The sequence below is a fragment of the Ruegeria sp. N8 genome (assembly GCF_056531325.1).
The window spans coordinates 452,880-477,906 of the sequence record NZ_JBQFLQ010000002.1 but is presented as its reverse complement, the minus strand read 5'-3'; the positions used below and the strand labels follow the sequence as shown (position 1 = coordinate 477,906).

The window sequence follows — 25,027 nt, the reverse complement described above, 5'->3', positions numbered from 1 at the left end:
AAAAGTGTGATAGACAGGAAGGGCGAGGGTATCCTGCACGTATCAGCAGGGGGGACAGGCAGATGGACCTTACGCGTGATTTCCGCGCCGGGCCCAACTGTTCGCTTCCCTTTTCCGGCTGATTTTGTGCATGTTGCGGCATGGAAATGTCGTGAATCAAACGCTCTGGCCCGTTTTCATGTGCGGCCGGACGAACACAAAGAAGACAGGGAGAATGTCGATGAAGAAACTGAGTGTAAGCCTTTTGGCCATGACCGTCGCCGGATCGGCCTATGCCGCCGATATGGGCGCCGTGGATGAGCCGATCAAACTGGCCATCAACGAATGGACCGGTCAGCACGTGACGACGCATGTGGCCGGCGAGATGCTGAAAGCTGCAGGCTATAACGTTGAATACGTTACCGCGGGCATGATGAACCAGTTCCAGGCGCTGGCCGATGGCGATATCGACGCAACGCTGGAGATCTGGTCTTCGAACGTATCGGATGAATACGCCAAGAAAGTCTCCGAAGGCACCGTGGTTGAGATCGGTGATCTGGGTCTGGATGCCAAGGAAGGCATCGCATACCCTGCTCACGTGGCAGATTTGTGCCCCGGTTTGCCTGCATGGGAAGCTCTGAAAGACTGCGCGCAGGTCTTTGCGACGGCAGAAACACTGCCTGGTGGCCGTCTGGTAGACTATCCGGCTGATTGGGGTACGCCGGGTGCGGACCGCATGACCGGTTTGGAACTGCCGTTCAAAGCTGTTCCTGCCGGGTCGGAAGGCGCTTTGATTGCCGAACTGCGTGCCTCGACCGAGCGGAAATCACCATTGCTGATCACCTTCTGGCAACCGCATTGGGCGATGTCCGCCTATGACGTGCAATTCGTTGAACTGCCTGCCGGTGAAGAAGCCTGTTTCAACGATCCCGCATGGGGTCCGAACCCCAACGCGGTGAATGATTGTGACTTCTCGCCCTCGCGCATCTTCAAGGCCAGCTGGAGCGGCATGGAAGACAAGTGGCCCGCAGCTTATGAAATTCTGACCAACTATCAGTTGGCAGTCGAAGATCAGCAGCCGATGATGGGCGCGATTGACGTCGACGGCGGTAAGGTCGAGGAAGTCGTCGCCGCATGGATGGCCGAAAACGAAGGCAAGTGGCGTCCGGTTGTTGACGCGGCAACTCAGTGAGTCTGCCTAAGTGACTGACGCACAAACACCAGCCATTGCCTGCCAGAATCTCTGGCAGGTCTTTGGCCCCGGTGCAGACAAGGCCCTGACCGACGCGCTGTCTCGGTCAGGGAATGACGCCGACAAAGCCGCCACAGACTTGCGCGAACGCGGGTTCATTCCCGCCGTGCAGGATGCCAATTTCGAGGTCAAAGAGGGGGAGCTTTTCGTTATCATGGGCCTGTCGGGTTCGGGTAAATCGACGCTGATCCGCTGTATCTCGCAATTGCTGCCCGGCACGGGTGGAGAAATCCGCGTGGATGGCGAGAACGTTATTGGAGCCTCGAAAAAGGTACTGACGGACCTGCGCCGCAAAAAGCTGGGCATGGTGTTCCAGCATTTCGGCCTGTTCCCCCATATGACCGTCGCCGAAAACGTGGCCTATCCGCTGCGTGTTCAAGGCGTTGGTAAAAAGGAACGTCTGGCCCGCGCGCAAGAGGTGATCTCATTGGTCGGCCTTGAGGGGCGCGAAGACAGCTTCCCACGGCAGCTATCGGGCGGTCAGAGGCAACGTGTGGGCATCGCCCGCAGTCTTGCCGTGAACCCCGACATTTGGTTTTTGGATGAGCCGTTCTCGGCCCTCGATCCCCTGATCCGTCGTCAGTTGCAGGACGAATTCCTGCGCATACAGGCGACGTTGAAGAAATCCATCGTCTTTATCACTCACGATATCCAAGAGGCGCTGAAACTGGCCGACCGCATCGCGATCATGCGCGATGGCAAGATCGTGCAGATCGGCACGCCCACCGATATCGTGCTGCGCCCGGTTGATGACTATGTACGCGAATTCTCGAAAGACGTCGCCAAGGGCCAACACGCCAAGGTCGCCTCGGTCATGCGCGACGAGTCCGAGCGTGGCCCGGACGATCCCGGTCTGACAACCAGTATGACATTGGACGCTGCGCTGGCGCATTGCATGGAGCTGTACGAACCGGTGCCAGTGCGGGATGAGGCGGGCAATATCGTCGGCACGGTTCACCCGTCCGATCTGGCTGCGGCGCTGCAGGTGGATGAGACATGACGGCGATCACGGACATCCCTGCACAGGCGCGCCTGACGATCGGAGCCAAGGCGGCACTGATTACTGTTGTCGTCGGCGCGCTGTGTCTGGCGCTTGAGGGTATTGCCCCGTGGCTGGTTAAATGGCCCACCGCATGGGAGATGCCGGCGACGCAGTGGGTCGGAGCCTTCCTCGACTGGTTCCTGAACGGCATCAAACCGGCGATGCGGTTGTTTTCCGACCTGATGACCTATCCGATGGATGCGGCGAATTTTGTTCTGGCAAATACGCCATGGCCGATCCTGATTGGGCTTGTCACCGCGCTGGGCTGGTATCTGGGCGGGCTGCCCATGGCGGCGCTGGGGTTCTTCGGCCTCAGCTTCGTGCTGGCCTCGGGCTATTGGGCTGAAAGCATGAACACTCTGGCGCTGGTGGCCGTTTCGGTCCCAGTGGCGCTGGTTGTGGGTGGAGGGATCGGCATTCTGGCCAATGAGATCCCCCGCGTGAAAAACTTTGTTCAAGCCGTGCTGGACGTCATGCAGACCGTGCCGACCTTCGCTTATCTGACGCCTTTGCTGCTGCTCTTTGGTTTTGGCCCGGTGGTGGGTCTTATCGCCTCGGCCATCTATGCTGCGCCGCCCATGGCGCGCAACGTGATGCTGGGGCTGGAACGGGTCGAACCCGAGATCAAAGAGGCCGCCATCATGTCCGGCGGAACCCGGTTCCAGCAACTGTTTCAGGTGGAGATTCCAGCGGCTGCAACGCAGATCATGGTCGGTGTGAACCAATGCCTGATGGCCGCCTTGTCGATGGTAATCATCGCCGCCGTTATCGGAGGCTTCAACGATATCGGCTGGGAAGTTCTACTGACCATGCGCAAGGCGCAGTTTGGCGAATCCCTGATGGCCGGTCTCGTGATCGTGGTGTTTGCTGTAGTCATCGACCGGATGAGCGGCACGCTCGCCACCGAACGCAAACGCTATGACCAGCGAGTCGTCTGGGCGGTGCTGGGCTTTACCGTGCTGTTCACTGCGGCCTTCTGGCTGTGGCTTCCGAACCCCTCTGATTTGACCCTGTTGGACCCGATGGCCGGGGCCATCGACAGCGGTCTGACCGCCTTCACTCAGGCCAACGGCCCTTGGCTGGATGCGCTCAAGAACAACTCGCTGTTCTATGTGCTGCTGCCACTGCGGATTGGTCTCGACCAAGCAGTGCTGCCGTTCACATGGGGCTTTCAGTGGACACCGGGCATGAGCTATGGCCTGTTCGCTGCGGCTGCCGTCATCGCGGCGCTGATGGCATGGCGCGGGCATCTGACCGGAGGGCTGGTTGTGCTGATCCTGATCGGCATGTTGGAAACCGGCATTGCGAACCTGCCATGGCCGTTTGTCCTAACCGGTGCCGCTGCCCTCAGCTATGTTGCAGGCGGCTGGCGACTGGCTGCGCTGTCAGTGGGGCTGCTTTGCACCATCCTTGTCTCGGGCCTGTGGGAGCGTGCCTTGTTGTCGCTCTACCTCAGCGGTGCGGCGGTGTTTTCCTGTGCCGTGGTCGGCGGGCTGATCGGTCTGGCCAGCGCGGTTTGGGAACCCGTTTGGAAAATCGTCCGTCCGATCTGTGACATGTTGCAGACGATCCCTCTGTTCGTGTTCCTGATCCCGGTGCTGATGGTGTTTCAGATCGGCGAGTTCTCGGCCTTTCTGGCGATCTGCGCTTACGCGGTCGTGCCGATGATCCGTTACACGCGGCACGGCTTGGTCAACACACCAGCCGAGATGATGGAGGCCGCCATTTCCAGCGGCGCGACCGAGTGGCAGATCATGCGCGATGTCCGCGCGCCCTATGCCGCGCCGACCATCCTGCTGGGGCTGAACCAGACAATCCTGTATGCCTTTGCGATGCTGGTGATCGCGGCGCTGATCGGCACCACCGGCCTGGGCCAGTCGATCTATCTGGCGCTGGGGCAGGCGGATGTTGGGCTTGGCATCTCGGCCGGGGCGGCGATGGCCATTCTGGCGCTGATTGCCGACCGTATGGTTCAGGGATTTGCCGAAGAACGCCGCAAGGCGCTGGGCCTGTAACAAAGGGCAGGGGGCGGCGTGACCGCCCCGCCCGCCACTTGATTTCGGACAAAGACGGACCCGCCGCGCAGGACTAGACCGGGCGCAACAGGTTCGGAGCATCTTATGACCGGTTGGGTTCTTTTCCTTGCAGCGCTGATCACCTTTCTGCTGACACATGCCATTCCGGCACGTCCCGTCGTGCGCGGGCAGTTGATCACGGTGCTGGGGCGCAAAGGGTATTTCGCGGCCTATTCCGTGCTGTCACTTCTGGTTTTGGGCTGGTTGATTATCGCTGCTGCCCGGGCGCCGTATGTCGAGGTAATCCCGCCCTGGACGCTCTTCCGCTGGGTGCCTTTGCTAGTCATGCCGGTGGTCTGCTGGCTTGCCGTCTCCGGGATGGCGATCCAGAACCCGTTCTCGTTCTGCGGGCTGGGTCAGCGCGCGTTTGATCCGGAAAACCCGGGCATCCTGAGCAGCACGCGCCATCCGGTGCTGGCGGCGCTGATGCTTTGGGCGCTGGCGCATCTGCTGGCCAATGGCAGCCTGTCGCATGTGATCCTGTTCGGTCTGTTTGGGGGCTTTGCCGCGATGGGTATGGCTCTGATCGACCGGCGCAAATCCCGGGAGATGGGCATCGAATGGATTCGCCTGTCCCGCAACACCGCGCGCTTTTCCCTGCGCGCCCCGCATCCCTGGCCGCCCCTTTGGGTCTGGCTGGCCTCACTTGCTGCTTTTGCGGTTCTGCTTCACCTGCACGCAGCTGTGATCGGGCTTTCTCCGCTGCCGTAGCGCAGAAGAGTGGCCGGACCGCATCTTGCGTGCTATCTGGAATGTCACAGTTTTACGACGAGGGTCCCCGAATGTACCTGGCCTATGTAACCACCACCGATCGCGGCGCGACCGACCGCTTGTTGAGTGCGGCCGCAGAACAGCTTTTGAAATCCGGTGCCCGGCTGTCGGGTGTGGTGCAAACCAACACCGAATGCGCCGACAAAACCAAGTGCGATATGGACGTGCGTGTCCTGCCCGAAGGTGAGACTATCCGCATCTCGCAATCGCTGGGAACGCAGTCTCGCGGCTGCCGTCTGGACCCTGCCGCGCTGGAGCAAGCCGTGGGCTATGTCACGGCCTCGCTGGAGGATGCGCCGCAGTTGCTGATCGTCAACAAATTCGGGAAGCACGAAGCCGACGGGCGCGGCTTTCGTCCCGTCATCGCCGAGGCACTGGCACAGGACATCCCGGTTCTGGTCGGCGTGAATGGCCTGAACAAAGAGAAATTTCAGGACTTTACCGGCGGCGCCGCGGAAGAAATTGCACCAGATCTGGATGCGATCATCGACTGGTTCAACCGCGTTTCCGCACAAAGGGCTGATGCTGCCTAAGCCAAGTCCTTTGCAGGTAAGTCTACAAAACGCCTTTGGTCCGCCAAGGGCGTTTTTTGCAAAAAGGCGATCGGGAAAGCCAGAAAACGCAACGCACCGAATGCAGCATGTTGCGCTTTGTCACCATCTGGGGAAGATGGTGGGCGACCCTGGAATCGAACCAGGCGTGCGTCTCCGCGAGGGAGTTACAGTCCCCTGCCACACCTTGCGGCCTGTCGCCCACTGTCAGGCGTTGCACCTGACGTGGAGGCGTGATTACTAGCGCCTTAAACGAGCGTCAACAGGAAAATACCGCTTTGGCGCAGGAAACCGAATTCCCGGCCCGGAGGCCCAAGAAATGAAGAAACCCAAGTGGGTCGTTGAAAAGGAACAGGCGCGCAAGGCGGCGGCTTCTGAAACCGTGTGGCTGTTCGGCCTGCACGCTGTGCGCGATGCCCTGATGAACCCGAAACGACAGAAGCTGCGTCTGATCGTAACCCGGAATGCCCGTGACAAGTTGAGCGAAGCCATTGAATTTGCAGGGGTCGAGGCCGAAATGGTCGATCCGCGGAAATTTACGGCTCCAATCGATCCCGGCTCGGTGCATCAGGGCGCGGCGCTTGAGGTCAAGCCGCTGGACTGGGGCGGATTGGCCGAGAACTGTATCGGGCGTGAACACCCGCGTGTCATCCTGCTGGACCGTGTAACCGACCCACATAACGTGGGGGCGATTCTGCGCTCGGCTGAGGTCCTGGGGGCCAGTGCGGTCATCGGCACGCGACATCACTCGGCCCCGGAAACTGGCGCTTTGGCCAAAACGGCCAGCGGCGCGTTGGAGCGGCAACCTTACCTGCGCATGCGCAATTTGGCCGATACCATTGTCGAGCTGCAGAATATGGGTTTTCTGGTCCTGGGCCTGGACGGAGAGGCCGAGCAAACAATTGAAGAGACGCTGGATGGCCGGTTCGACCAGCCGGTCGCCTTGGTGCTGGGGGCTGAGGGGCCGGGATTGCGGCAAAAGACCAAAGAAACCGTGGATCATCTGGTGAAAATCGACGCAGCGGGCGGTTTTGGGTCTCTGAACGTCTCAAATGCGGCGGCGATTGCCCTATATGCATCGAGACACAGATAGACAGGAGCGCGCCATTTCCACCCCTTCGAAAATTGCCACCTGCTGCTATTGCGGCACGCGGGCCGCATTGGTGCTGAAAGGCAAGCAGCGCCATGAGCTTAGTTGCTCAAGCTGCGGCGCCCCCTTGCACGACCTGAAAATGGTGCCCAAGCGTAAACTGCCCGAGCCCAAACCGGATCGCAGATACGAAAAGCCACGGAAAGCCAAAAAGAAGAAGAAAAAGGGCGTATTCTCGCGCGTGTTCGATGAGGCGTGGGATGTGATAGAGGATATTTTCGACTAACTCAGTTTATTCGGGCACGACCGTTCACATCCGCGTTAATTGGGGTTTCAGATGCGTTAAAGAATTGCATCTTGATACCCTGACTTTCTAATGAACGCGCTATGATGATGAACCGACGTTTTCTCTTTGGTGCAATTTGTGCCGCTATGATTGCTCCTGCCGCGTTTGCGCAGGAATTGCCCGTTTTCTACAAAACGGACGGCGCAGCTATGGCCGGCTATGATGTGGTGTCCTATTTCGGGGATGGTGCACCTGTTCGCGGTCTGCCAGAGTATTCGGTCGTGTGGAAAGGGGCTGAATGGCACTTTGCAACAGCCGAAAACCAAGCCGCGTTTGAAATGAACCCACGGGCCTACGCCCCGCAATTCGGCGGCTATTGCGCCTATGCGATGGCACAGGGTGAGCTGGTCAGTACCGACCCAGCGCTGTGGCGTGTGATTGACGGGCGGCTCTATCTGACTCACTCGCGCGAGATTGAGCGTATGTGGATACAGGATACTGCCGGTTACATCGAAATGGCCGAGGCGCATTGGCCCGTTGTCCTTTACGAAAACTAGGCGAAGTTCCGCTTTTCGTGATCTGTCATCACAAAAATGCGCACCCCCTCTTTTTTTTAACCAAGACATGCTTAAATGTCACAGTGACCGCGGAACGGAACTGCCGCGGGTCATTTCACTGTCCCTCGTTCCAACACCTTGCGCCCAGGTCTTTACCTGGGCGCTTTTTTCTTTGGTCCTTGGCGCATAAGGTGGCCGCATGACCGACTATACCGATGCTTTCCTGACTGACATCCTGAAACGTACCAAGACAGTGGCCGTTGTTGGTGTGTCGATGAATCCGGTGCGCCCCAGCTATTACGTGGCGCGCTACCTGTCGTTGAAAGGCTACACGGTCATTCCGGTCAATCCCGGACATGCGGGCAAAGACTTGTTCGGCAATACGGTGCGGGCGTCCCTGTCTGAAATCGACGAACCGGTCGATATGGTCGATATCTTTCGCCGGTCCGAGGCGGTTCCCCCGATCGTCGACGCGGCGTTGGACGCCTTCCCGAACCTGCGCACGATCTGGATGCAGATCGGCGTAGAACATCCCGAAGCGGCCGCCAAGGCGCAGGCGCGCGGGGTTGATGTTGTGATGAGCCGTTGCCCCAAGATCGAATACCAACGCCTGTTCGGAGAGCTGCGTATGGGTGGGTTCGCCACCGGAGTGATCTCATCCAAGCTTTGAGCTATTCGCCTGCATAGGGCAGCAGTGCACCGTATTGTTCGGCGCGTCGTTTTTCCAGAACGGTCTCGCGCGGGACCCAGTCATATCGGGTGTCCTCGGGCAGGGGGGACCAAAACAGGACGCCACCATACCGCCAGGGGTCCAGAATCACGCCGTCATACATCGTCTCGCCCTTGCGGCTGATGATCGCTGTGCTGTGGTCAATTCGAAATGGGTTGTCAGCATTCGCAATGGCGCGGTGCATCTCAAGCGTTCGGAACTGTTCCTGATCCAGGCGGCGTTCGATGTCCTCGGCCCAGTGCCAGCACAGCCCGCGGGGACGCAGGCCCTTGTTGACCTTGGCATTATGGATCAACGGAGGATCGGTGATCTGATATTCCTGCGCCAACTGTGCGGTATAGGCATAGGCGATCTGGGCCGCCCGGTCTGCCTCTTCAGGGTCGATGCCCGGCCCGAGGCTTCGTATTTCAGTGGCCAAACGCTGCACATCCTCCGGCGTCGACCGAGGAGCGGTCGCGCAAGCGCCCAGTACAACAAGGGCCAGCATGAACAAAATCGGCCTGATCAGCGCCAAGATTCCTAAGCGAAGGGTCATGCAGCCATCTTAAAGCGCGATTGTGACGGTCGTCACCCCTTTGAACGCGCAGCTTTTTCTGCGATGCCACTGATGCCTTGACGGCGAGCCAGTTCAGCCAGCACATCGTCTAGCGCCACGTCGCGGGCCGCCAGCATGACAAGCAGATGATACAGTACGTCCGCAGCCTCTGACGTCAACTTTTTCACGTCGCCTTTGGTGGCTTCGATGATCGCCTCGATGGCCTCTTCTCCGAACTTCTCGGCGCATTTTTCGGGGCCCTTCGCCAACAACTTGGCGGTCCAGCTGCTGTCGGGGTCAGCGTCTTTGCGGGCCTCAATCGTGGCGGCCAGATCGTGCAGTATGCTCATGTCAGCCTCATCGGGATGCCTGCGGCGGCCATGTGTTCCTTGGCCTCGCGGATGGTGTATTCGCCGAAATGGAAGATCGAGGCTGCCAGGACGGCGCTGGCCCCGCCTTCGATCACGCCTTCGACCAGATGGTCCAGATTGCCGACCCCGCCCGAGGCGATCACCGGCACGTCCACCGCATCGGAAATGGCGCGGGTCAGAGGCAGGTTGAACCCCGCCTTGGTGCCGTCGCGGTCCATCGAAGTCAGCAGAATCTCACCCGCGCCCTTGGCGACAACGGTTTTGGCAAACTCGACAGCGTCAATACCAGTGGGCTTGCGACCGCCATGCGTGAAAATCTCCCACTTGCCGGGGCTGACGGTTTTGGCGTCGATGGCGCAGACAATGCATTGGCTGCCGAACTGGTCCGCTGCTTCGGCGATGACAGCGGGGTTGGCCACGGCGGCCGAGTTGAAGCTGACCTTGTCCGCCCCCGCTAGCAGCAGCGCCCGAACGTCATCCTTGGTGCGCACGCCGCCGCCCACGGTCAGGGGGACAAAACACTGTTCCGCGGTGCGCTGCACTACATCGAACATGGTGCCTCGGTTTTCATGGGTGGCGTGGATGTCCAGAAAACAGATCTCATCCGCACCAGCCTCATCATAGGCTTTGGCCGATTCCACCGGATCGCCGGCATCGCGCAGACCCACGAAGTTTACGCCCTTGACTACGCGGCCATCAGCGACGTCCAGGCAGGGAATGATGCGGGTTTTCAGCATGGCGATGTCCTTTGTTGGCGCACCTGTAACGGCAAAGCCCCGCCGATGCCAGACTTGTGATTGTGATCTGCCGCGAAGCCGTGGAAATTAAGGATGAAATTCATGAAAAGGATTATCGAGATGCGACATCTTATTCTGGCTTCAATACTCACATTCGGAGGGGCACTGTCCGCCATGGCAGACGACATCATCAAAGTTGAAACAGACAAATCCGTGACCGAGGCGCTGGACGCGCTCGAGGCTGCCGTTGGCAATGCAGGCGCAACGGTCTTTGCCCGCGTTGACCACGCCGCAGGGGCCGAGAAGGTGGGCACGCCAATTCCAGCCAATCAGGTGCTGATCTTCGGCAACCCTGCGCTGGGCACGCCCGCCATGCAGATCGATCCGCGCGCCGGGCTGTTCCTGCCGCTGAAGGTTCAGGCTTATGAGGACGCCGAGGGGCAGGTCTGGCTGGCCTATGAGGACCCGAAAGAGACCTTGGACGATTTGAATGGCGTCTCTAACGCGCCCGTCGTCGAAAAGATGCGCGGCGCGCTGGCCAAGCTGACCGCCGCTGCCGCACAGTAAGTCACTTTAGAGCGCGAATGGCCTCGTTCAGGTCAATCGCGCCATCATAGAGTGCACGGCCCGAGATGGCGCCATTCAGCTCTACGCCGCAATCGCGCAGGGCGATCAGATCGTCCAACGAACTGACACCACCCGAAGCGATCACCGGGATCGATACGGCGCGGGCGAGGGCGGCGGTCGCCTCGATATTCGGGCCCTGCATCGCGCCGTCGCGGTTGATATCGGTATAGATGATGGCCGCGACGCCTGCGTCTTCAAAACTGCGGGCAAGGTCTGTGACCTGCACGTCTGTTTCCTCGGCCCAGCCTTTGGTGGCGACCATGCCGTTGCGTGCGTCGATTCCCACGGCGACCTTGCCGGGGAATTCGCGCGCCGCTTCGCGGACCAGATCGGGGTTTTCGACCGCCACGGTGCCCAGAATCACGCGTGCGAGCCCCTTGCTGATCCAGGTTTCGATCGTTTTCAGGTCACGAATCCCACCGCCCAGCTGCGCAGGAACTTTACAGGCGGCCAGAATCGCCTCGACCGGAGCAGCATTGACCGGCTCACCGGCAAAAGCACCGTTCAGATCAACCAGATGCAGCCATTCGCACCCGGCATCGACAAAGGCTTTAGCTTGCGCCGCGGGGTCGTCATTGAACACTGTTGCCTTGTCCATTTCACCGCGCAACAGGCGCACGGCCTGGCCGTCTTTGAGGTCGATGGCGGGGTAAAGGATCATATCGGGCCTTCTTTCACTGTCGTTGTGGCGGGATATCGCACAAGGCAGGTAGGGGATGCAACGCGACGCGGGGTCATAGTTGCTCACAGACCGATATTCGGGACAGACTATGGGGGTAAAAGGGAGATTTCTATGAAACACACGATCCTTGCGGCAGCAGCCCTGACGGCACTGGCAACCGTCGCGTCCGCCGATCCTGTAGATGGCATCTGGAAAACAGAGCCCGGTGATGACGGCGAATATCTGCACGTGTCGATTGCCGAGTGCGGCAGCGCAATCTGCGGCACCATCGATAGCGCTTTTGATGCGTCAGGCAACCAGGTATTGAACTACGAGCATGACGGCAAACAGATGATCTGGGACATGATTCCCGAAGGTGGCGGAGCCTATGACAACGGTAAGATCTGGGCACCGGACCGCGACAAGACGTATAACTCGAAAATGGCGCTGAGCGGCAACTCGTTGACCGTCAAAGGCTGTGTCGCGGGTGGTCTGATCTGCCGCGGCCAGACCTGGTCGCGCGTTCAGTAAGCCCTTATGGGGCCCAGGTTAGGAAGTTTCCGATCATGCGCAGCCCCACATCCTGACTTTTTTCAGGGTGGAACTGCATTCCAACCATTGTGTCACGGCCGATCACGGCCGTGACCTCCTGCCCATAGTCCACATAAGCCAGACGCTGCGCCGGGTCGGTGACCCTGAAGTGGTAGGAATGGACGAAATAGGTGTGATCGCCGGATTCCACTCCGTCAAACACCGGGTGATCGCTTTCCAGCACCAGATCGTTCCAGCCCATATGCGGCACTTTCAGCGCGCTGTCTGACGGCTCAATCCGCACAACATCGCCCGCAACCCAGCCCAGTCCGTCGGTGTCAGTGTATTCGTGGCCCGTTGACGCCATCAGCTGCATCCCGACGCAAATGCCCAGAAACGGGCGACCTTTTTGCTCCACCGCTTCAACCATAGCGTCGTGGATACCCTTGTGCCCACGCAGTTCGGCCGCACAGGCTGGAAAGGCTCCGTCACCGGGCAAGACTAACCTGTCGGCGCGCGCTACGACATCTGCATCCGAAGTCACAACAACCTCACCCGCATCCAATTCCCGCGCCATGCGCTGAAACGCCTTTTCGGCCGAGTGCAGGTTGCCGCTTTCGTAGTCGATGATCGCTGTCAGCATTTACAGCGCGCCTTTCGTGGACGGAATCGCATCCGCCTTACGCGGGTCGGTCTCGACCGCCAGGCGGAGGGCGCGGGCGACGGCCTTGAAGGTGGCCTCGGCGATGTGGTGGCTGTTGAAACCGTGCAGCTGGTCAATATGCAGCGTGACGCCGCCATGGGTGCTGAGCGCCTGAAAGAATTCGCGCACCAACTCGGTGTCGAACGTGCCGATCTTGGCTGTCGGCAGGTCCACGTTCCAGATCAGGAACGGACGGCCCGATAGATCCAGCGCGCAACGCACCTGTGCGTCATCCATAGGCAGATGGCATTCGCCGTACCGACGGATGCCCTTCTTGTCGCCCAGTGCTTGCGTCAGCGCCTGACCCAGCGCGATGCCGGTATCCTCGACCGTGTGGTGGTCGTCGATGTGATAGTCACCCTTGGCGCGGATGGTCATGTCGATCAGCGAGTGACGCGCCAGCTGATCCAGCATGTGATCGAAGAACCCCACACCGGTCTGATTGTCATAGGTGCCGGTGCCATCTAGATTGACCTCGACGGTGATCTCGGTCTCGGCGGTCTGACGGCTGATCTTTGCGCTGCGCATGGGCGAATTCCTTTTGCTACAGGCGCGCTTATAGACGGGGTAGGGCGGCCATATCCAGAGCGCATGCAGCATTCGCCGCAATCTGTTGCAGGGGATTGCACCCCGGCCCGCCCCGTGCCAGCTTGCGAGCAACTCAAACCAACAAGGTCCGGCCCATGTCCACCTGCGTTTTCATCCAGATCCGCTGCAAACCCGGCACCACTTACAAAGTGGCCGAAGAAATCGCTCTGCGCGAAATCCACTCCGAGCTGTACTCGACCAGCGGCGAATACGATCTGTTGCTGAAGCTTTACATCCCCGAGGCAGAGGATGTGGGCCATTTCATCAACGAAAATCTGCTGGTGATTCCCGGCATCGAACGATCACTGACTACAATGACGTTCAAGGCGTTCTAACCCAGTTCAAACGTTGTCACGCCGAAGATCCGGCTGAGGTCGATATCCGGTTCGTGATCGGAATACATCCGCGCGGTTTCGAACACTTTGTCCAATCCCAGTTGATCGGCCATGGCGAATGCTGCCACATTGGGTTGCGGCATGTCGACAAAGACATCGTGATCGCGATGATCCACGGGAATGGCCGCCAAGAGGCTTGCCAGCAGCGCCTGCGCTATTGCAGCGTCGTCGGCAAACAGCGGGCCAACCTTGTACCCCGTCTTGCAGGGGCGCAGGGTGGCATAGCCCCTGATCTGGCCACTTTCGGTATAAACCCGAGAGATATGGCTGGTGGCCCCCAGCCAGCTTTGCAGGAAGTTGTCGCGCGCCGCTGGAAACAGTTGGCGGTCATAGGCTTTGAGAGCTTCGCTGGCGGTTGACAGCGAGGCTACACCATTGCCCAGAACTTGCCCCAGCTTGGGCAGCACATCCCGAACCCGCGCGCCGAAGCGGTAGTTGTTGTAGGCAAATGTGAAGCCGGATTTGCGATAGTTGTCCTGCTGCTCGACCACTCCATCCAGCCCCATATTGCGGCCTTCGCAATGGGCCAGCGCGTGGCCTGCGATTTCAAGCCCGTGACCATGGCTGCGATATTCCGGTCGGACAATGTAGAACCCCAGAAAGGAAAACGCATCGTCGTAATTCACGGCTGAGACCGAAGCGACCATCTCCCCATCCAGAAAACCGCCCATAAATCCGTCGGGGTCTGTGGGCCTGAAACACTCGGCATCGTGGACCCCGGGGTTCCAGCCTTCGCGGCCAGCCCAGTCCACGGCTTGTTTGACTTCCGCCTCGGTCAGAGGGCGGATGGTGTAGTTGGACATAATAATATCCTGCAATCGTTAACGACCTCAGAATGACGCAACATCCCGCAAGACACCAGTAAAGTTTGAAAAAATGCTGTATCTGGAGCGGGCGAGGCGATTCGAACGCCCGACCCTAACCTTGGCAAGGTTATGCTCTACCCCTGAGCTACGCCCGCATCAGATACATATGTTTTGGTCCGGAGACCTCTCAATGGAGCGGGCGAGGCGATTCGAACGCCCGACCCTAACCTTGGCAAGGTTATGCTCTACCCCTGAGCTACGCCCGCGCCGTTGAGTGAGGAGGGATGTATAAATTCCCACGCGGGGCTGCAAGCGGAAAAATACAAAAAAAAGGAAAAATCTTTCGACGGAAATGCCGGTCTGACGTGTTCAAGTCATAGAGCGTTGCAAAACCAACAGGATGGAGCAGAGGATATGACGCGTATAGCAGACATGAAAATGGCGTTGTTAGCCGCATTGATTGTTTTGACATCTGCATTTTGCGTGCAGGACGGTGACCGGTTGGGCGAGGCGGAACCGGAGCTTATGAAAGCTCCGAAGATTGAAACACGCGTTCTGATGGGATGATCCCAGCGACAGCGGCTAAAGCGCCAGAACAAGGTTCGCGAGAGCGGCGACCAGAAGAGCGGTGAATGTCAGCACCATACCAAGCTGTCGAAAGATAACGATCTGCGGGGTTTTGCCGAACCCATAGGCATGCAGGACGCGCCCGGCCAGCAAACTCAGCCCCAGCAGATTGACGAGCAGGCCGCTTGCGCCCTGAAGCTCGACCATGGCGATCAGCAGCAGCGCGAACGGGGTGTATTCGACGAAGTTGGAATGAGTTCGGATCGCCTTGAGCATCTCGCTATTGCCGGAATCACCGTAAGAGATCTTGTGGCCACGGCGTTTAGTGATGACCCAACCGCTGAGAGCGATGTAGATGAGCGCCAGGACGGCGGCGTAGATAGGTGTGATGGACAGCATGTTTTTCTCCCTGACGCATGAAAAGGGCCGTCCGGATTTCCGGGCGGCCCTCCAGTTGGAAGCTAAACTAGGTCGTTCATTCCAGTTCGACCAGTAGGTCCTTAGCGTCAATCTGACCGCCTGGCTGGACATGGACGGCCTTCACCACAGCGTCGCGTTCGGCATGGATGCCGGTTTCCATCTTCATCGCTTCGATGGTGAGCAGTAGATCTCCTTCTTTTACCTCCTGACCTGAAGTGACGCTGACAGTGGCCACAACACCGGGCATCGGAGCGCCCACGTGGTTTGGGTTGCCCGCTTCGGCCTTGGGGCGAGCCTGTGTGGACGCGGTCACCAATCGGTTTGGCACGCGGATGACGCGGGGTTGCCCGTTGAGTTCGAAGAAGACTTTGACCTCGCCGTTCTCATCTGTCTCGCCAATGGCCTGACACCGGATTTCCAGCGTCTTTCCGGGGTCGATCTCGGCTGTGATTTCTTCACCCGGATTCATACCATAAAAGAAGGTGCGGGTAGGCAGAGTACGGACTGGACCATATGTGCGGTGGCGGCCCATGTAATCCAGGAAGACCTTGGGATACATCAGGTAGCCGTTCAGGTCCTCGTCATCGACCTCTTTGCCATCCAACTGCTTGGACAGATCTGCACGGGTGGCTTCCAGATCGACCGCAGGCACGTCCTTGCCGGGGCGCTGGGTGTTGGGCGATTCGTCCTTTAGCACCTTCTTGATGATCGTGTCCGGGAACCCGCCCGGAGGCTGGCCCAGATTGCCGCGCATCATGTCCACGACCGAGTCGGGGAAGGCCACATCCGTTGACGGGCTTTCCACATCATCGCGGGTCAGGCCCTGGCTGACCATCATCAGCGCCATGTCGCCAACCACCTTGGACGAGGGCGTCACCTTGACGATATCGCCGAACATCTGGTTCACGTCGGCATACATTTGGGCGACCTCGTGCCAGCGTTCCTCCAGCCCCAAGCTGCGCGCCTGCGCTTTGAGGTTGGTGAACTGACCACCGGGCATTTCGTGTAGGTAGACCTCGGAGGCTGGGGCCTGCAGGCTGGATTCGAAGGCGGCGTATTGGCCGCGCACCGCCTCAAAGTAATCGCTGATTTCGCGGATGGCTTTGATGTCCAGACCGGTATCACGCTCGGTATGGCGCAGCGCCTCGACCACGGTACCCAGCGTCGCTTGCGAGGTGTTGCCCGAGAAACTGTCCATCGCGCAATCCACCGCGTCCACGCCCGCCTCGGACGCGGCCAGAATGGTGGCGCTTGCGATGCCAGCAGTGTCGTGCGTGTGGAAGTGGATCGGCAGACCGACCTCTTCTTTCAGCGCGCGGATCAGGATTTTGGCCGAGGCCGGTTTCAGCAGACCCGCCATATCTTTCAGGCCAAGGATATGAGCACCTGCATCGCGCAGCTCTTTCGCCATGCCGACATAGTATTTCAGGTCATACTTCGAGCGATCCGGGTCTAGAATATCACCGGTATAACAAACGGTGCCCTCACAGATCTTTCCGTTCTCAACGACTGCATCCATCGCCACGCGCATATTCTCGACCCAGTTCAGCGAGTCGAACACGCGGAACACGTCGATATTCTGCGACGCCTGACGGACGAATTCCTGCACCACGTTGTCGGGGTAGTTGGTGTAGCCAACACCGTTCGCGCCGCGCAGCAGCATCTGGGTCATCAGGTTCGGCATCGCTTCGCGCAGGTCGCGCAGGCGCTGCCACGGGCATTCCTGCAAGAAGCGGTAGGCTACATCAAAGGTCGCACCGCCCCAGCATTCGACTGAGAACAACTGCGGCAGGTTCGCGGCATAGGTCGGGGCCACTTTGATCATATCGATCGAGCGCATCCGGGTGGCCAACAGCGACTGATGCCCGTCACGCATGGTGGTGTCGGTGATCAGCAGCTGGCGCTGCGCTTTCATCCAGTCGGCAACAGCCTGCGGACCTTTCTGTTCCAGCAGGTTGCGGGTGCCCATCTTGGGCTCACCCTTCAACGCAGGTGGGCGCGCGTCTTTCAGATCGGCGCGCGGCATTGGGCGGTCTTTGGTTTCGGGATGCCCGTTCACGGTGATATCCGCGATATAGGTCAGAACCTTGGTGCCCCGGTCACGGCGTTTCTTGAAGGTGAACAGGTCTGGTGTTTCGTCGATGAATTTGGTGGTGTATTCATTCGACAGGAAGGTCGGGTGTTTCAGCAGATTCTCGACAAACGCAATATTGGTCGAAACACCGCGCACCCGGAATTCGCGCAGCGCGCGGTCCATCCGCGCAATTGCTTTCTCGGGCGTTGGCGCCCAGGCAGTAACCTTGGTCAGCAGCGAGTCATAATACCGCGTGATCACCCCGCCCGCATAGGCCGTGCCGCCATCCAACCGGATGCCCATACCAGTGGCCGAGCGATAGGCAGTGATGCGGCCATAATCCGGGATAAAGTTGTTCAGCGGATCTTCGGTCGTTACGCGCGTTTGCAGGGCGTGACCGTTCAGTTGTACCTCATCTTGGTTGGCTTTGCCGGTGGCCTCAGACAGTGTCTTGCCCTCTGCGATCAGGATCTGAGCCTGGACGATGTCGATGCCGGTGACTTCTTCGGTGACAGTGTGTTCGACCTGTACGCGCGGGTTCACCTCGATGAAGTAGAACTTGCCGGTATTCATATCCATCAGGAATTCAACCGTGCCCGCGCATTCATAGTTTACATGAGCGCAGATGCGGCGACCCAGCTCGCAGATTTCCGCACGTTGTTCTTCACTCAGATACGGGGCAGGGGCGCGTTCCACGACCTTCTGGTTGCGGCGCTGAACTGAACAGTCACGTTCGTATAGGTGATAAATCTCGCCATGCTTGTCGCCCAGTATCTGAACTTCGACGTGGCGGGCGCGGGTGATCATCTTTTCCAGATACCCCTCGCCATTGCCAAAGGCAGCTTCAGCTTCGCGGCGGCCTTCCAGAACCTTTTCTTCCAACTCGTCTTCCGAGTTGATGGGGCGCATCCCGCGTCCGCCGCCGCCCCAGCTGGCTTTCAGCATCAACGGGTACCCGATCTCGGCGGCTTCGGCTTTGATCGCGGCCATATCGTCGCCCAGAACTTCCGTGGCGGGGATAACCGGCACGTCAGCAGCGATGGCAACCTTGCGGGCACTCGCTTTGTCACCAAGGGCGCGCATGGTTTCGGCCTTTGGGCCGATGAAAGTGATGCCGTTCTGCACGCAGGCATCCACGAAGTCCGGATTTTCGGACAGCAGCCCATAGCCGGGGTGGATCGCGTCTGCACCGCATTCCTTGGCAACGCGGATGATCTCGTCAATGCTGAGGTAAGCAGCAACCGGGCCCATCCCTTCGCCGATGCGATATGCCTCATCCGCTTTGAAACGATGCAAGCCCAGCTTGTCTTCTTCTGCAAAGACGGCAACGGTGCGTTTACCCATCTCGTTGGCTGCGCGCATCACGCGAATGGCAATCTCGCCCCTGTTGGCAATCAGGATCTTTTTGAAGTCGGTCATTGTCGGTCCCGGTCTTTGTGGTTTGGCCGTGTTGATAGGCGGACAATACGTGCGCGTATATCAGTCGTTCTGGGTAGAACCGGCATGTTAACGCTCGCAAACGCCCTTTTGTGGCGCTTTCTTAATACACATGCTGCGCTGCAGCATCAATCCAACGTTAAAATTGGTGGGATTTCTTCCAGCGTTCGGGCTCCTAGTTGTCCCATATTGGCCTTCAGATCCTGTCGCAATATGTCGATGACATGCGCTGGTCCCGCAGCACCCAGCGCGGCCAGGGCATACATAAAGCCCCGTCCCAACATGACAAAATCCGCTCCGGAGGCGCGCGCACGCAAGATATCGAGGCCGCCTTCAACGCCGCTGTCAAAGATAAGCGGTAAATCGGTTGCCTCACGAATGGCAGGCAGCACGTCAATCCCGGCAGGGGCGCCATCGAATTGGCGGCCACCGTGATTCGATACCCAGAGCGCGTCCACCCCCGCTTGCTTCAACGGCTCGGCATCTTCGGGGCGCATCACGCCCTTGACGATCAGCGGCCCGTCCCACGCATCACGCAGCCAGTGCACATATTCCATGTCCGGCGAAGTTCTGAGCAGGTAACCCACATGCGCCGTCGGAGGCAGGTTGCTTGAGTTGTCGGTATATTTGTCCAAAGTCCGCATACGCGGAGGCCCGCTGCGTGCCATGGCCATGGCCCAAGCCGGGCGTTGTGCGATCTGAGCCAGTAGCTTTGGCGTAAGCTTCGGCGGATTGGTCAGCCCGGAGCGTGTCTGCCGTTCACGTCTGGATGCAACCGGAACATCTGCGGTCAGTACAAGGGTTGAGAACCCGGCTTGCTGAACTCGGTCCAACAGGTCGCGCCGGATATCCGGGTCTTTTGGCGGATACAGTTGGAACCAGGCGTCATCGCCCAGATGCGGGGCGACATCCTCGGGGCTTTGGGCCGCCACGTTCGACAGCGTGAAGGGCAGTCTGGCTGCTGCGGCTGCACGGGCCAGCAGTCCCTCGGCGTCCGGCCAGATCAGTCCCGCCATCCCAATAGGCGCGACGCCAACAGGCATAGGATAGGTGCGACCCAGAAATTCCACCTGTGTGTCGCATTCGATTGGGCCGTGCAGGATCGAAGGTGCGAACCCCAGGCGATCTAATCCGACACGATTCCTGCGCAGGGTCGCTTCGATTCCCGTGCCACTGTCCAGATATTCCCATACGAAATGAGGGATACGACGCTGCGCACGGCGTTTCAGGTCGGCTATGCCGGGGTAGAGGCTGTGTAAATCCATGCCGTTTGATCTGACCAAACGGGCGATTCGGCAAGGATTTTAAGGTTTTGCTTTGCCCAAAGCGGTTTTCACGGGACGAAGAGCTTCTGGTGCGTTCTGCGCATCGCCGGCCACCTGCACCTGATTGCGCCCTTTGTCCTTAGCCGCATATAGGGCGTCGTCCGCCGCGCGCATCAGGTCCTGCGGCATTGCCCCATGGGCCGGATAATGGGCCACGCCAACCGAAATCGTGATGCGCGGCAACGCCTTTTCACCGTAGCGAACCGTGACCGCCTCGACCGCCTGACGCAAGTGTTCTGCGCGGGTTACCGCATCCTCTGGGCGATTGTCCGGCAGGATCAACATGAATTCCTCTCCTCCGATCCGGCAGGCGACCTCATCCCGGTCGCATCCTTGCTCCAGCGCCGAGCCAACCGCCCGCAAAACCATGTCACCCGCATCATGCCCATGGGTGTCGTTAAACTTCTTGAAATGGTCCACATCCACTGCAATCAAGCTTAGCGGGGCACCGGTCTGTTGGCTGCGGTTGATGGACTTGCGCAAAGTCTCTGTCATGTGTCTGCGATTGAAAAGCCCGGTCAGCGGGTCGCGGACAGATTGGTCATGCAGTTGATCACGCATCCGCACGTTGGCAATCGCCATACTGATCTGTTCGGCGCAAAGTTGAGCCAATTTCTTGCTGGAATGGAAGCAATCTTTACGCCCCTCCAACGCTTGCAAGTGCAGCAATCCGACAGTTTCGCCATGTGCGAGGATCGGAAAGCAGAAATACGGGCGACCATCATGCGGTTCGGCGTGCTCGCAGACGAAATCAATTTCGGACGCGCCGAACTCATAGGTGCGGCCGCGCCGCAGGCCCCAACAGCCTTCGGGATGAATATGCGCCTTATGCTCTGCCCCGTTCCAACTGGCGCAGCCATCCAGCACATCGCGGGAGTTCGAATAAACATAGACGCTCCCCTCGGCCTCGGGCAGGATATGCGTCATAAACCGTGAAACCATGTCGAAAAGCTCATCCAGAGACTGGCTGGATTGCAGCCACTCGTTCAATTCGCCCAGTAACCGAACTTCGCGGGCCAGGCGGAGTTGTTCATCCATCAATTGGCGCTCTTTCACCGCACGCCCGCGTAGGCTACGCATCTGTCGGCGGTTGCTGCGATAGACAACCAGCGTCACGATACTGAAGGCCAGAAGCGCAACGGCACTTAGAATGAAAAGCGACAAGCGAACGCGATCAATGAACAGATTTCGAACATCGGTGATGTCGGAATAGAATTCGATCGCGCCAAGAAACTCACCGTCGCGGATGATTGGCGTATAGATTTCGGCCACATGACGGGTTTCAGGACCAGAGGCGTGAATGGCCGTTCCTTCATAGTCGTCGACTTCGGTCAGAGGTTTTTCTTCGTGTTTGTAATAGATATTTCCCTGCCGGATAACGGATTGAAAATAGGGCTTGGAATTCACGGTTCCCACGTCCGCAGACCGGGTCGACCAGAACACGCCGCCATCCGCATTGAACAGTTTAAATCGGTAGATGTCCGAAGTCGCCGGCAACAGTTCCAGAAACTCCTGGTCATGAATTCCAATAGATCCCGTCTGGAACTTGGCTTCTACATCATTAAGATGAGAGGTGACTTGTTTGCCCAGTTGCGTTGCTTCTTTACGCAGGTCTGCTTCCAGCATCCGATCTACGACCAGCGTTGGTACCGCATAGATTCCCCAGCCGGACACCGCAGTCAGAGCCATCAAAGTCAATATGATGGCGGCCATTTTCAAGCGGGATGCCCCGGTTGTTTCTGTATTGGTTTCCATTTTCGCGCTCCCACTTCTTTGGCTGGAAGCATCAGGTGCAAGCTTTGACGGAAGGTTAACTTTTGTCTGCGCAAATCAGAGGAGTTGATTAGAATTGATTGGAACCTTCTACAAAACTCTTTGCGAACAAGGGGTGAACAAACTCTTTCCCTCGGGACTGATCCGGCGTAGTTTGCGGGTATGAGCAGTTCCGACGAAATGGACGCCTTCGAGGGCGCATCCCTGTCCGCGCGCGCGATGGCTGCGCGACCTTCCCCCTATCTGGACGATCTGAACCCTGCGCAGCGCGAGGCGGTGGAGCGTTTGGAAGGTCCAGTTCTGATGTTGGCCGGGGCGGGAACGGGTAAAACCAAAGCGCTGACAGCGCGGATCGCGCATCTGCTCAGCACCGGGCGAGCCCGCCCGAATGAGATTCTGTCGGTGACATTCACGAACAAGGCCGCGCGCGAAATGAAAAACCGTGTGGGTCGATTGTTGGGCCAGCCGGCCGAGGGAATGCCTTGGCTGGGTACCTTCCACTCAATTTGCGTCAAGCTGCTGCGCCGACATGCGGAATTGGTTGGAGATGGTCAGGTGCTTCCGGCCGCAGACAAATCTGATGGGCTTGTCGATCCATTGGGGATGCAAGAAGCCTCAAACTATGATGTTGGACCAGTTCCTCGTCCACAAGAGCAAGTTGCCGATCGAGCGCTTCACTTGAAATCGAACTTCACCATTCTGGACACCGACGACCAGTTGCGTCTTCTCAAGCAATTGATTCAGGCAGCCAATATTGACGACAAGCGCTGGCCGGCGCGTATGTTGGCCGGAATTATCGACGATTGGAAGAACCGCGCACTGACGCCCGACAAAGTGCCCGCTGCAGATGCCGGAGCGTATAACAACAAAGGCATTGAGCTCTACGCCGCGTATCAGCGCCGACTGCTGGAGCTGAACGCCGTCGACTTCGGCGACCTGTTGCTGCACATGGTCACGATCTTTCAGCAGCACGAGGATGTGTTGAAACAGTACCAACGCTGGTTCCGATACATCCTCGTGGACGAATATCAGGACACCAACGTCGCTCAATATCTATGGCTGCGACTGCTGGCCGGAGGGCATAAGAATATCTGTTGCGTGGGCGATGATGACCAGTCGATCTATGGCTGGCGCGGGGCCGAGGTGGGCAATATCCTGCGGTTCGAAAAGGACTTTCCCGGCGCGTTTGTGGTGCGGCTAGAGCAGAATTACCGCTCGACCCCGCATATTCTGGCTGCCGCCTCGAACGTCATTCGCGGCAATGAAAACCGTTTGGGTAAAGAGCTTTGGACGGATGCAGAAGACGGCCACAAGGTCAACCTGATAGGCCATTGGGATGGCGAGGAAGAGGCCCGCTGGATCGGCGAGGAGATCGACGCACTGCAAAGGGGCACGCGCGGTGCGCGACCAATGGAACTGGATGAAGTCGCTATAATGGTTCGAGCGACGCACCAAATGAAATTACTTGAGGACCGGTTTCTGAAGATCGGTATGCCATATCGAATTGTTGGAGGAGTGCCGTTCTACCGCAGGCTGGAAATAAGAGATGCGATCGCCTACTTCCGAGTTGTCGTAAGTCCTGACGATGATCTGGCTTTCGAAAGGATTGTAAATACCCCGAAGCGCTATTTGGGTGCGAAAGCGCAGCAAACCATTCAGATTGTCGCTCGAGAGGAAGGCAGGTCGCAGGTCGAAGGTGCGCGCATCGCGATCGACCGGGGATTGATTAAAGGCAAAGGCGCTGCTTCTTTGAGAGAATTGATTGATAGCATCTTGCGCTGGAATGCGATGACGCGCGGTCCACAGATCGAAGTTGACGATGATTCCGTGATCGATGATGGTGCTACGCCACTTCGATACAGCACTCCCAAGGTTTCGCATATTGATTTGGCTCAGATCATATTGGACGAAAGTGGGTACGCGGAAAGCTATCTAAAACCCCTTTCTGATGAAGAACTGAAGATGGATCCAAGACCCGAGCGTATGCCGCGCGATCATGATGCCGCGGGGCGGTTGGAAAATCTGAAAGAACTGGTCATCCAGTTGCGAGACTTCGAGAATCTGCAAGGTTTTCTTGAGCACGTAAGCCTGGTTTCGGACAATGAACAAGACAAAGACGAGCCAAAAGTCTCGATCATGACACTGCACGCCGCCAAGGGGCTGGAGTTTCCCGCCGTGTTCCTGCCGGGTTGGGAGGAGGGGTTGTTTCCGTCTCAGCGCTCTATGGACGAGTCTGGCGTTAAGGGGTTGGAGGAAGAACGAAGGCTGGCCTACGTCGGTATCACCCGAGCTGAAGAAGTCTGTACGATTTCCTTCGTTGCCAATCGTATGATTTTTTCACGAGACTTCAGTGGATGGCAATCGATGCTGCCCTCGCGGTTCATCGACGAATTGCCCGAGGATCATGTGGAGGTGCTGACGCCTCCGGGGCTTTATGGCGGCGCTCAACCGGCGGCGACTATTGAAACCCGCGCGGTAAAGGCGGATGTCTACAACTCACCGGGGTGGAAGCGGATGCAGGCGCGTCAGGGGCAATATGGGATGTCTCAGCCCCGCGAAAGCCGCAATACGGTGATTGATGCGACCGCAGTGGCCAGTTTCACGCTGGGTGAGCGGGTTTTTCACCAGAAATTCGGCTACGGCGCGGTGATCGGTATCGAGGGCGACAAGGTCGAGGTCGATTTCGACAAGGCAGGCGTCAAAAAGGTGGTTGCGCGTTTCCTGACCGCCAAGGACGACGTGCCGTTTTAGCGGTCACAATCCGTCAACCAGAACTAAATTGGCTGAGGCTGTATTCTGCCTGATTTTGGCCAGCTCGATATAGTCGGGGTCGTCTTTCCATGCCTTTGCGGCTTCGAGGCTGGGAAACTCCATCAGAACGATCCCATCTTTTTCCCATGCCCCCTCAATCACTTCGACCGGTTTTGACGAGACCGTCAGCAGGCGCCCTCCGTGGCGGTCAAAGATGGGCATGAAGCCCTCCAGATATTTCTGATACCCGTCCGGGTCGTGGATCGAAATCTGAGCGATGAAATACGCGGCCATGGAATGCTCCTGAACTAAGCCAACACTCCAACACCATACAAAATGGGCCGAAAAAAGAAAAACGGCGGTTCCCAGGGAGGAGGAGGGGAACCGCCGTTC

Annotated in this window: 26 protein-coding genes and 3 tRNA genes; 14 read left to right on the top strand and 15 right to left on the bottom strand. The window is 58.5% G+C overall.

What is annotated here, in order from left to right:
* Positions 1–220 precede the first annotated feature (220 nt).
* From ACR0C5_RS06435 to ACR0C5_RS06415, 5 genes are all read left to right on the top strand, one after another.
* Entirely contained in the window at positions 221–1,171 is a 951-nt protein-coding gene (locus ACR0C5_RS06435; RefSeq protein WP_480503190.1) for an ABC transporter substrate-binding protein, read from the top strand.
* A 10-nt stretch (positions 1,172–1,181) separates the two neighbouring features.
* A complete protein-coding gene (locus tag ACR0C5_RS06430) occupies positions 1,182–2,231 on the top strand; it encodes a quaternary amine ABC transporter ATP-binding protein (RefSeq protein WP_170769177.1) in 1,050 nt (349 codons plus the stop codon).
* On the top strand, positions 2,228–4,288 hold the full coding sequence (locus ACR0C5_RS06425) for an ABC transporter permease (protein ID WP_170769178.1): 2,061 nt from the start codon (positions 2,228–2,230) through the stop codon (positions 4,286–4,288). The genes ACR0C5_RS06430 and ACR0C5_RS06425 overlap by 4 nt, the downstream gene beginning before the upstream one ends.
* Positions 4,289–4,393: 105 nt before the next feature.
* Positions 4,394–5,059, top strand: coding sequence for an NnrU family protein (locus ACR0C5_RS06420; protein WP_170769179.1), 666 nt, complete (start codon positions 4,394–4,396; stop codon positions 5,057–5,059).
* Positions 5,060–5,130: 71 nt separating this feature from the next.
* On the top strand, positions 5,131–5,652 hold the full coding sequence (locus ACR0C5_RS06415; RefSeq protein WP_480875364.1) for a DUF2478 domain-containing protein: 522 nt from the start codon (positions 5,131–5,133) through the stop codon (positions 5,650–5,652).
* Positions 5,653–5,789: 137 nt separating this feature from the next.
* Here ACR0C5_RS06415 and ACR0C5_RS06410 read toward each other — a convergent pair.
* Positions 5,790–5,873, bottom strand: a tRNA-Tyr gene (locus ACR0C5_RS06410).
* A gap of 116 nt (positions 5,874–5,989) precedes the next feature.
* Here ACR0C5_RS06410 and rlmB point away from each other — a divergent pair.
* From rlmB to ACR0C5_RS06390, 4 genes are all read left to right on the top strand, one after another.
* Positions 5,990–6,763, top strand: a complete 774-nt coding sequence (rlmB, locus tag ACR0C5_RS06405; protein WP_170769181.1) for a 23S rRNA (guanosine(2251)-2'-O)-methyltransferase RlmB — start codon at positions 5,990–5,992, stop codon at positions 6,761–6,763.
* The gene (locus ACR0C5_RS06400) at positions 6,744–7,046 is read left to right on the top strand and encodes a hypothetical protein (protein ID WP_170769182.1); all 303 of its coding nucleotides are present in this window, start codon (positions 6,744–6,746) and stop codon (positions 7,044–7,046) included. Before rlmB ends, ACR0C5_RS06400 begins: the two co-directional genes overlap by 20 nt.
* A gap of 146 nt (positions 7,047–7,192) precedes the next feature.
* Complete coding sequence (locus tag ACR0C5_RS06395; RefSeq protein WP_170769183.1) at positions 7,193–7,603, top strand: YHS domain-containing (seleno)protein; 411 nt, start codon at positions 7,193–7,195, stop codon at positions 7,601–7,603.
* 199 nt (positions 7,604–7,802) lie between these two features.
* Positions 7,803–8,273, top strand: a complete 471-nt coding sequence (locus ACR0C5_RS06390; protein WP_170769184.1) for a CoA-binding protein — start codon at positions 7,803–7,805, stop codon at positions 8,271–8,273.
* 1 nt (position 8,274) lies between these two features.
* Here ACR0C5_RS06390 and ACR0C5_RS06385 read toward each other — a convergent pair whose 3' ends face one another.
* The 3 genes from ACR0C5_RS06385 to hisF are packed head-to-tail and all read right to left on the bottom strand — an operon-like array spanning position 8,275 to position 9,976.
* On the bottom strand, positions 8,275–8,868 hold the full coding sequence (locus ACR0C5_RS06385) for a hypothetical protein (RefSeq protein ID WP_237217130.1): 594 nt from the start codon (positions 8,866–8,868) through the stop codon (positions 8,275–8,277).
* A gap of 32 nt (positions 8,869–8,900) precedes the next feature.
* The gene (locus tag ACR0C5_RS06380; RefSeq protein WP_170769185.1) at positions 8,901–9,218 is read right to left on the bottom strand and encodes a phosphoribosyl-ATP diphosphatase; all 318 of its coding nucleotides are present in this window, start codon (positions 9,216–9,218) and stop codon (positions 8,901–8,903) included.
* Entirely contained in the window at positions 9,215–9,976 is a 762-nt protein-coding gene (hisF, locus tag ACR0C5_RS06375; protein WP_480875360.1) for an imidazole glycerol phosphate synthase subunit HisF, read from the bottom strand. The genes ACR0C5_RS06380 and hisF overlap by 4 nt, the downstream gene beginning before the upstream one ends.
* 174 nt (positions 9,977–10,150) lie before the next feature.
* Here hisF and ACR0C5_RS06370 point away from each other — a divergent pair, with 174 nt between their 5' ends.
* Positions 10,151–10,543, top strand: coding sequence for a DUF302 domain-containing protein (locus ACR0C5_RS06370; protein ID WP_170769827.1), 393 nt, complete (start codon positions 10,151–10,153; stop codon positions 10,541–10,543).
* 1 nt (position 10,544) lies between these two features.
* On the opposite strand, the gene hisA is transcribed toward ACR0C5_RS06370, so the two are convergent.
* Positions 10,545–11,264, bottom strand: a complete 720-nt coding sequence (gene hisA, locus ACR0C5_RS06365; protein ID WP_170784080.1) for a 1-(5-phosphoribosyl)-5-[(5-phosphoribosylamino)methylideneamino]imidazole-4-carboxamide isomerase — start codon at positions 11,262–11,264, stop codon at positions 10,545–10,547.
* Between the two features lie 132 nt (positions 11,265–11,396).
* Here hisA and ACR0C5_RS06360 point away from each other — a divergent pair, with 132 nt between their 5' ends.
* Positions 11,397–11,795, top strand: a complete 399-nt coding sequence (locus tag ACR0C5_RS06360; protein ID WP_170784082.1) for a DUF2147 domain-containing protein — start codon at positions 11,397–11,399, stop codon at positions 11,793–11,795.
* Positions 11,796–11,799: 4 nt separating this feature from the next.
* Here ACR0C5_RS06360 and hisH read toward each other — a convergent pair whose 3' ends face one another.
* Both hisH and hisB read right to left on the bottom strand, forming a co-directional pair.
* Positions 11,800–12,438 carry an imidazole glycerol phosphate synthase subunit HisH gene (hisH, locus tag ACR0C5_RS06355; RefSeq protein ID WP_480503180.1) on the bottom strand — a complete coding sequence of 213 codons (639 nt, stop codon included), beginning with the start codon at positions 12,436–12,438 and terminating at the stop codon, positions 11,800–11,802.
* On the bottom strand, positions 12,439–13,026 hold the full coding sequence (gene hisB, locus ACR0C5_RS06350) for an imidazoleglycerol-phosphate dehydratase HisB (RefSeq protein WP_480875356.1): 588 nt from the start codon (positions 13,024–13,026) through the stop codon (positions 12,439–12,441).
* A gap of 155 nt (positions 13,027–13,181) precedes the next feature.
* Here hisB and ACR0C5_RS06345 point away from each other — a divergent pair, with 155 nt between their 5' ends.
* Positions 13,182–13,421 carry an Lrp/AsnC family transcriptional regulator gene (locus tag ACR0C5_RS06345; protein ID WP_170769191.1) on the top strand — a complete coding sequence of 80 codons (240 nt, stop codon included), beginning with the start codon at positions 13,182–13,184 and terminating at the stop codon, positions 13,419–13,421.
* On the opposite strand, the gene ACR0C5_RS06340 is transcribed toward ACR0C5_RS06345, so the two are convergent.
* The 3 genes from ACR0C5_RS06340 to ACR0C5_RS06330 form a co-directional block, all read right to left on the bottom strand.
* Positions 13,418–14,284: a GNAT family N-acetyltransferase gene (locus tag ACR0C5_RS06340; RefSeq protein WP_170788313.1), complete on the bottom strand. Its 867-nt coding sequence runs from the start codon at positions 14,282–14,284 to the stop codon at positions 13,418–13,420. The two genes, ACR0C5_RS06345 and ACR0C5_RS06340, sit on opposite strands and share 4 nt — an antisense overlap.
* 83 nt (positions 14,285–14,367) lie before the next feature.
* A tRNA-Gly gene (locus tag ACR0C5_RS06335) sits at positions 14,368–14,442 on the bottom strand.
* Between the two features lie 36 nt (positions 14,443–14,478).
* A tRNA-Gly gene (locus tag ACR0C5_RS06330) sits at positions 14,479–14,553 on the bottom strand.
* 4 nt (positions 14,554–14,557) lie between these two features.
* On the opposite strand from ACR0C5_RS06330, the gene ACR0C5_RS06325 reads away from it, so the two are divergent.
* A complete protein-coding gene (locus ACR0C5_RS06325) occupies positions 14,558–14,854 on the top strand; it encodes a hypothetical protein (RefSeq protein ID WP_480503179.1) in 297 nt (98 codons plus the stop codon).
* A 15-nt stretch (positions 14,855–14,869) separates the two neighbouring features.
* On the opposite strand, the gene ACR0C5_RS06320 is transcribed toward ACR0C5_RS06325, so the two are convergent.
* From ACR0C5_RS06320 to ACR0C5_RS06305, 4 genes are all read right to left on the bottom strand, one after another.
* A complete protein-coding gene (locus ACR0C5_RS06320; RefSeq protein ID WP_170788315.1) occupies positions 14,870–15,253 on the bottom strand; it encodes an MAPEG family protein in 384 nt (127 codons plus the stop codon).
* A gap of 76 nt (positions 15,254–15,329) precedes the next feature.
* Positions 15,330–18,767, bottom strand: a complete 3,438-nt coding sequence (locus ACR0C5_RS06315) for a pyruvate carboxylase (protein WP_480875352.1) — start codon at positions 18,765–18,767, stop codon at positions 15,330–15,332.
* A 146-nt stretch (positions 18,768–18,913) separates the two neighbouring features.
* Positions 18,914–20,050 carry an alpha-hydroxy acid oxidase gene (locus ACR0C5_RS06310; protein ID WP_480875350.1) on the bottom strand — a complete coding sequence of 379 codons (1,137 nt, stop codon included), beginning with the start codon at positions 20,048–20,050 and terminating at the stop codon, positions 18,914–18,916.
* 39 nt (positions 20,051–20,089) lie between these two features.
* Positions 20,090–21,865, bottom strand: a complete 1,776-nt coding sequence (locus tag ACR0C5_RS06305; protein ID WP_480875347.1) for a sensor domain-containing diguanylate cyclase — start codon at positions 21,863–21,865, stop codon at positions 20,090–20,092.
* 180 nt (positions 21,866–22,045) lie between these two features.
* On the opposite strand from ACR0C5_RS06305, the gene ACR0C5_RS06300 reads away from it, so the two are divergent.
* Positions 22,046–24,634 carry an ATP-dependent helicase gene (locus ACR0C5_RS06300; RefSeq protein WP_480875345.1) on the top strand — a complete coding sequence of 863 codons (2,589 nt, stop codon included), beginning with the start codon at positions 22,046–22,048 and terminating at the stop codon, positions 24,632–24,634.
* A 3-nt stretch (positions 24,635–24,637) separates the two neighbouring features.
* Here the strand turns inward: ACR0C5_RS06300 and ACR0C5_RS06295 are convergent, their stop codons facing one another.
* Complete coding sequence (locus ACR0C5_RS06295) at positions 24,638–24,928, bottom strand: DUF1330 domain-containing protein (protein ID WP_480875343.1); 291 nt, start codon at positions 24,926–24,928, stop codon at positions 24,638–24,640.
* Positions 24,929–25,027: the final 99 nt, after the last annotated feature.